Source organism: Mesorhizobium sp. M1E.F.Ca.ET.041.01.1.1 (assembly GCF_003997355.1).
In the GTDB taxonomy this organism is placed as follows: domain Bacteria; phylum Pseudomonadota; class Alphaproteobacteria; order Rhizobiales; family Rhizobiaceae; genus Mesorhizobium.
The window spans coordinates 1-5,841 of sequence record NZ_RZSL01000394.1 but is presented as its reverse complement, the minus strand read 5'-3'; the positions used below and the strand labels follow the sequence as shown (position 1 = coordinate 5,841).

5 protein-coding genes are annotated in these 5,841 nt (G+C 64.0%); 2 read left to right on the top strand and 3 right to left on the bottom strand.

Annotation, left to right across the window (positions count from 1 at the left end; translation table 11 throughout):
* Together EOA38_RS25680 and mgtE are read left to right on the top strand one after the other, a co-directional pair.
* A partial coding sequence (locus tag EOA38_RS25680) for an ATP-binding cassette domain-containing protein (RefSeq protein WP_145966064.1) occupies nucleotides 1–1,394 on the top strand: 1,394 nt, incomplete at its 5' end.
* 273 nt (nucleotides 1,395–1,667) lie between these two features.
* Nucleotides 1,668–3,032, top strand: coding sequence for a magnesium transporter (mgtE, locus tag EOA38_RS25675; RefSeq protein WP_127300560.1), 1,365 nt, complete (start codon nucleotides 1,668–1,670; stop codon nucleotides 3,030–3,032).
* 66 nt (nucleotides 3,033–3,098) lie between these two features.
* Here the strand turns inward: mgtE and gor are convergent, their stop codons facing one another.
* The 3 genes from gor to rpiA form a co-directional block, all read right to left on the bottom strand.
* The gene (gene gor, locus EOA38_RS25670) at nucleotides 3,099–4,487 is read right to left on the bottom strand and encodes a glutathione-disulfide reductase (protein ID WP_127300559.1); all 1,389 of its coding nucleotides are present in this window, start codon (nucleotides 4,485–4,487) and stop codon (nucleotides 3,099–3,101) included.
* Nucleotides 4,488–4,613: 126 nt separating this feature from the next.
* Nucleotides 4,614–5,231: a DUF2059 domain-containing protein gene (locus tag EOA38_RS25665; protein ID WP_126093948.1), complete on the bottom strand. Its 618-nt coding sequence runs from the start codon at nucleotides 5,229–5,231 to the stop codon at nucleotides 4,614–4,616.
* The coding region (rpiA, locus tag EOA38_RS25660; RefSeq protein WP_127300558.1) for a ribose-5-phosphate isomerase RpiA at nucleotides 5,218–5,841 on the bottom strand (624 nt) is incomplete at its 5' end. The genes rpiA and EOA38_RS25665, both read right to left, overlap by 14 nt.

Genomic DNA, 5,841 nt, shown 5'->3' with positions numbered 1-5,841 from the left:
ATTTCGTTGGCGAGAACCTGATCAGATCCTCCGTGGAGGTCAAAGGGTTGGAGTTCCTCGGCAGCTACGGCAGCGCCGTGCTGGCCTTCCTTGCCGTCGCCACCTATGTGCCGCTCAATACCTGGATTGCGGTGAAGCTCGGCGGCCTGCTTGAACGTCTCAACATACGTATGCAGCAGGCTGAAGGCAGCTATCGGGGCGAACTGATAACGTTCCTGCGCCGCAGCTTCCATGTCGCCGCCTCGCACGGCGAGGATGTGCAGAAGACGATGCACGACAGGCTCTATGTCGACATCGACAAGACCTGGGGGCGGCTGAATATCGTCAACACCAGCTACATGTCGTTCGAGCTGATCTACAATTTCATCGGCGCCCGCATCGTCTCCTACGGCCCCGGCCTCGTGCCGTTCATTCACAACGGCTTCGACCTCAAGGGCTACATAACCGGCTCTGAAATGGTCGCCCAACTGATCAGCCAATGTTCGTGGTTCATCCACGTGATGCCGGCGATCGCGACGCTGAGAGCCAACAGCCAGCGCGTGACCGAACTCGCCAGCGCCATCGAGAATGTCCAGCAGCCGCAGGAATTCTATCGCCAGACCGGCCGTTCCGACTTCAGCTTCGGCAGGCAGAACCCGGTGTTCGGCCTGACCATCCAGAAACTCGAGCTGGCACATCAGGGCGAGGACGCAACGCCCTTCCTCAGCGCCGCCAACCTGCGCTTCCGCCGCGGCGAGTGGACATTCCTCAAGGGCGAGTCCGGTTGCGGCAAGACCTCGCTGATCAAGGCGATCAACGGCCTGTGGCCCTATGGCCGCGGCACCATCGTATTCCCTGAAGGTGTAACGAACTTCTACGCCGCTCAGGAGGTCAAGCTGCAGCAGGTCTCGCTGAAGCAACTGGTCTGCCTGCCGGGTTCGGAAAACGACCACGGCGACATGCAGGTGGCGGCGGCACTGCATAAGGCGGGCCTCGGCGAATTCATCGAGCACCTGGCCGACGAGAGCCGCGAGGGCAAGATCTGGGATCAGGTTCTGTCCGGGGGCCAGAAGCAGAAGCTGGTGGTCGCCCGCATCATCCTGCAGCAGCCGGGGCTGCTGTTCCTCGACGAGGCGACCGGCGCGCTCGACCCCGAAGGCAAGATCGCCTTCCACGAAGCCATCAAGGCCAATTGCCCCGATGTCACGGTGATCAGCGTGATGCACGAGGCCGTGCCGCCGCGGTCGCTGTCGGGGGAGGAATTCTATCACAGCATCGTCGCGATCGCCGACGGCGTCGCGACCAAGAAGCCGCTGGCTCCCACCCTGCCGCGCGAGCTCACGACGATCCTCGCGCAGCCTCGGCCAGCCGAGGACAAGTGGCTGCGCTTCTCGCGGCGGCTCAAGCAGAAATAGCAGTCAGTCCAAGCCCTTGACCGGTCGCCTTCGCGCGGTGCCGGCTGCCCCCGATCACAGTCTCGCGATCCGGCGTCCCTTCTTCCACTTTCAGCGCTCCCCACGATTGACTCAGCAAAACACACTCCTATGTTGCGCCCGCTCGCTGCATACCAACCCCGCGAGCAGAAAGGTCAACCGCCATGCCTGGCGACAGTCACAGTCGAACGCAACCGCCGTCCGCCTTGACGTGACCTGAAGGCTCACGTCCTGCCGGACGGCAAGGAGTGAGCCATGAACGAATTCGCACCCGTACTGGACGACGAAGCCGTCGCCGTCGCCCGTGTTCTTGCCAACGATCACGTCGCCGACGTCGTCGAAGCCCTCAATCACGAGCCCCGTGAGACGGCCATCGAGTTGCTCTGCGCGGTGCCGTTCGAGCGGCTGGTCGAGATTTTCGATCAGCCGGAACTCGAAAGCGCCCCGGAACTCGCCGAGGCCTTGCCGCGAGCCAAGGCGAGCAAGCTTTTGACCGCGATGTCGGTGGACCGCGCGGCCGACATCCTGCGCGAGCTGGATGAGCCGGCCCGCTCAGAGCTGCTTGGCGCGCTCGCCCCGCCGCTGCGCGCAACGCTGCTTTCTATTCTGGGCTATCCCGAAGGCAGCGCCGCCTCGATCATGACGACGGAGTTCGTCAGCGTGCCCTCGGACTGGACCGTCGGTCGCACGCTCGACTACATCCGCAAGGTCGAGCGGACGCGCGAGACGGTCTACGCGATCTACATCGTCGATCCGGAAACGCAGCTTCTGCTGCGTTCGGCGGGGCTGCGCCGCCTGATCACCGGCGAGCCGGAGGCTTCGATCCTGTCGGTGGCGCCGGATCGCGTGCCGGTGACGGTCACGCCGCTTACCGATCGCGAAACGCTCGCCCAGACGATCTCCAAATACGACCTGCTTGCTCTGCCGGTGGTCGATCACGGCAAGCTTCTTGGCATCGTCACCATCGACGACATCATCGACACGATGGTCGAGGAAACGACGGAGGACGTGCATCGCTTCGGCGGCATGGAGGCGCTGGACGAGCCCTACATGAAGATGAGCTTCCTTGCGATGATCCAGAAGCGCGCCGGCTGGCTTTGCGCGCTGTTCCTCAGCGAGATGCTGACTGCCAACGCCATGCAGAGCTACGAGGGGGAGCTGGAGAAGGCGATCGTGCTGACGCTCTTCATCCCGCTGATCATGAGCTCCGGCGGCAATTCCGGCTCGCAGGCGACCTCGCTGGTCATCCGCGCGCTGGCGCTGCGCGAGATCGGCCTGCGCGACTGGTGGCGCGTCGCCCTGCGCGAGCTGCCGACAGGACTGGTGCTCGGCTCGATCCTCGGCATCGTCGGTATCTACCGCATCACGCTCTGGCAATATCTCGGCCTCTACGATTACGGCCCGCACTGGATGCTGATCGCGGCAACGGTGGGTGCGGCACTGATCGGCATCGTCACTTTCGGCTCGCTCTCGGGATCGATGCTGCCCTTCGCGCTGAAGCGCATCGGCTTCGATCCGGCGAGCGCCTCGGCGCCGTTCGTCGCCACGCTGGTCGATGTCACCGGGCTGGTGATCTACTTCTCGGTGGCGCTCGTGATCCTGCGCGGCACGCTGCTTTGAACTTGAGACTTCCCGCCGCCGGCATTGCCGGCGGCGGATTCCATCATGATTGCCCGGAACGGAACCTTAGACGCGCTCGCCATTCTTCACGCGATAGGTCGGCTTGTACATGGTGACCAGTTCCTCGGCCGCGGTCGGATGTACCGCCATGGTGCGATCGAAATCGTCCTTGGTGAGCCCGGCCTTCAGCGGAATGCCGAGAAGCTGCGCCATCTCTCCGGCGTCCGGTCCCAGAACATGGGCGCCGAGCACTTTTCTGGTGACGCCGTCGACCACGAGCTTCATGAGCATCTTCTCGTCGCGGCCGGACAGCGTGTGCCGCATTGGGCGGAAGGACGCGCGATAGATCTCGATGTCCGGGAAGCGCTTGACCGCCTCATCCTCCGACAGGCCGACAGTGCCGATCTCGGGCTGCGAGAACACGGCCGTCGGGATCGTGTCATGATCCACCGCCGTCGGATTGCCCTTGAAGGCGGTCTCGATGAAACACATCGCCTCGTGGATGGCGACCGGCGTCAACTGCACGCGGTGGGTGACGTCGCCGATCGCCCAGATATTGTCGATGTTGGTGCGGGAATATTCGTCGACAACGATCGCACCTGTCTTGCCAAGTTCCACGCCAACGCCTTCGAGCCCCATATTCTCGGTGTTGGGGATACGGCCGATCGCCAGCATCACCTGGTCGACCGTCAGCGCCTGGCCGCCGGAGAGCAGCACGTCCAGCCTGCCCTGCGGGTTCTTGCGCACCCATTCGGAGACCGAGTGGCACAGAATCCTGATCCCCTTCTTCTCCATGGTCTCGTGCAATGAGCGGCGAAGGTCCATGTCGAAGCGGCTGAGGATCTCCTGACCACGGTAGACGAGCGTGGTGTCGACGCCCAGTCCATGGAAAATGTTGGCGAACTCGACGGCGATGTAACCGCCGCCCTCGATCATGATCGCCTTCGGCAACTGCTTGAGATCGAATGCCTCGTTGGAGAAGATGCAATATTCGTGGCCGGAAAGCGCCGGATGCGGCGCCGGCCTGCCGCCGGTGGCGATCAGAATCTGGTCGGCGCTGACGGTGCGGTCCTCGGCAACCAGATATACCGAATGCGGATCGACCAGCACGGCGCGCGAGTGGAAAGCCTCGCCGCCCGCGCCCACGACATTCTTCTTGTAGATCGCCTCCAGCCGGGCGATCTCCTTGTCCTTGTTGGCGACCAGCGTCGGCCAGTCGAAGCTTGCCTCGGGCACCGTCCAGCCATAGCCGGCAGCGTCTGCGAAATGCTCGGGGAATTGCGAGGCATAGACATAGAGCTTCTTCGGCACGCAGCCGCGGATGACGCAGGTGCCGCCATAGCGATATTCCTCGGCGATGGCGACGCGCTTGCCGAGGGATGCCGCCACGCGTGCCGCCCTCACCCCACCGGAACCGCCGCCGATGACGAAGAGATCATAGTCGTAGCCGGCCATCGCGATGGGCTCCTGTGACATAAGAAGGATGGGCCAGAGGTAGGCTGCCGAGCGCCAAAAGAAAAGCCCGGGAAACCCGGGCTCTTCTGGTCCAGCGGCCGTGACCGGCTGAAGCGGCTGTGCGGATCAGTTCTGCGAGTTGTCGGCCGGCGCCGATCCATCGGCAGGAGCCGAGTTGTCGGCCGGGGCGGAGCCGTCGGCGGGTGCCGTGGCATCCTGCGCGGGCTTGGCCGGGGCCGCTGCTTTCGCGGCGGCGGCCAGCGTCTCGCCAACCTGCTGGGCAAGATCGCGGGCGACGCCGTTCTGCCAGATGTCGGCTGCTTTCACGAGGTCGCGCGTCACCGCCGGGCCGCTGTCGAGCAGCTTCTTGCCGGCGTCCGAGCTGTAGAAGGCGGCGATATCGTTGAGGTCCTTCTCGGAGAACACCTTGGCATAGGCGAGCGCCGCCTCTTTCTCGAGATCGGCGCGCCGCGAAGCGAGGCCGATCGCCTTCTCGGTGACGGTCTTGCCGATCAGTTCCTGCATGTCGGGGTTCTTCTGGATGAGCTGGTTCTCAAGCGCCGCCGCCGCCTGCGGCAGGATATTGTCGAACGGGTCCGTGGCATGGATAGCCACAACTGCGGCCCGCGCGGCCTTGAGATGCGATTCGCTGATATCCTGCGAAAACGCCGGCGAGGACAGCGCGAGAACGGCTGAGGCCGCCAGAAGCGTCGAAAGACGGCGAACCCGTTTATGCAACATCATGGTCGATAGAACTCCCTGGTTTTCGGGCGGCATGGACGGTTTGGATACCGTCGCCGCCGGCGATGATGGCCGTTGACGCCAGCCCGATGAATAGACCGTGCTCGACAACGCCCGGAATGGCGAAGAGAGCGTTCGAAAGCGCTCTTGTATCCGGAATGCGGCCAAAAGATGCATCGAGGATAAAGTGGCCGCCGTCTGTAACAAATGGCTGGCTCCCCGTCATCCTCAATGTCACCGGACCGGCAAGGCCGAGGTCCGCCGCAGCCGCGCCGACGGCGATCTCGGTGGCGCGCAGGCCGAACTTGTTGACTTCGATTGGCAGCGGAAACCGGCCGAGGGTCTCGACCATCTTGGACCGGTCGGCAATCACGATCATGCGATCGGATGCCGCGGCGACGATCTTTTCGCGCAGGAGCGCGCCGCCGCCGCCCTTGATCAGCGTCAGCGCCGGATCGATCTCGTCGGCGCCGTCGATGGTGAGGTCGAGCTCTGGCGTTTGCTCCAGCGTCGACAGCGGCACGCCGAGCTCGCGGCACAGTGCCGCGGTACGCTCGGATGTGGGCACGCCGATGACGTTGAGGCCGGTCGCAACCTTTTCGGCCAGCAGCCG

What these genes read in the sequence shown, in the direction of transcription:
- gor (WP_127300559.1), bottom strand. Translation starts at nt 4,487, where the DNA reads ATGGCCGGCTACGACTATGATCTCTTCGTCATCGGCGGCGGTTCCGGT.
- mgtE (WP_127300560.1), top strand. Translation starts at nt 1,668, where the DNA reads ATGAACGAATTCGCACCCGTACTGGACGACGAAGCCGTCGCCGTCGCC.
- EOA38_RS25665 (WP_126093948.1), bottom strand. Translation starts at nt 5,231, where the DNA reads ATGATGTTGCATAAACGGGTTCGCCGTCTTTCGACGCTTCTGGCGGCC.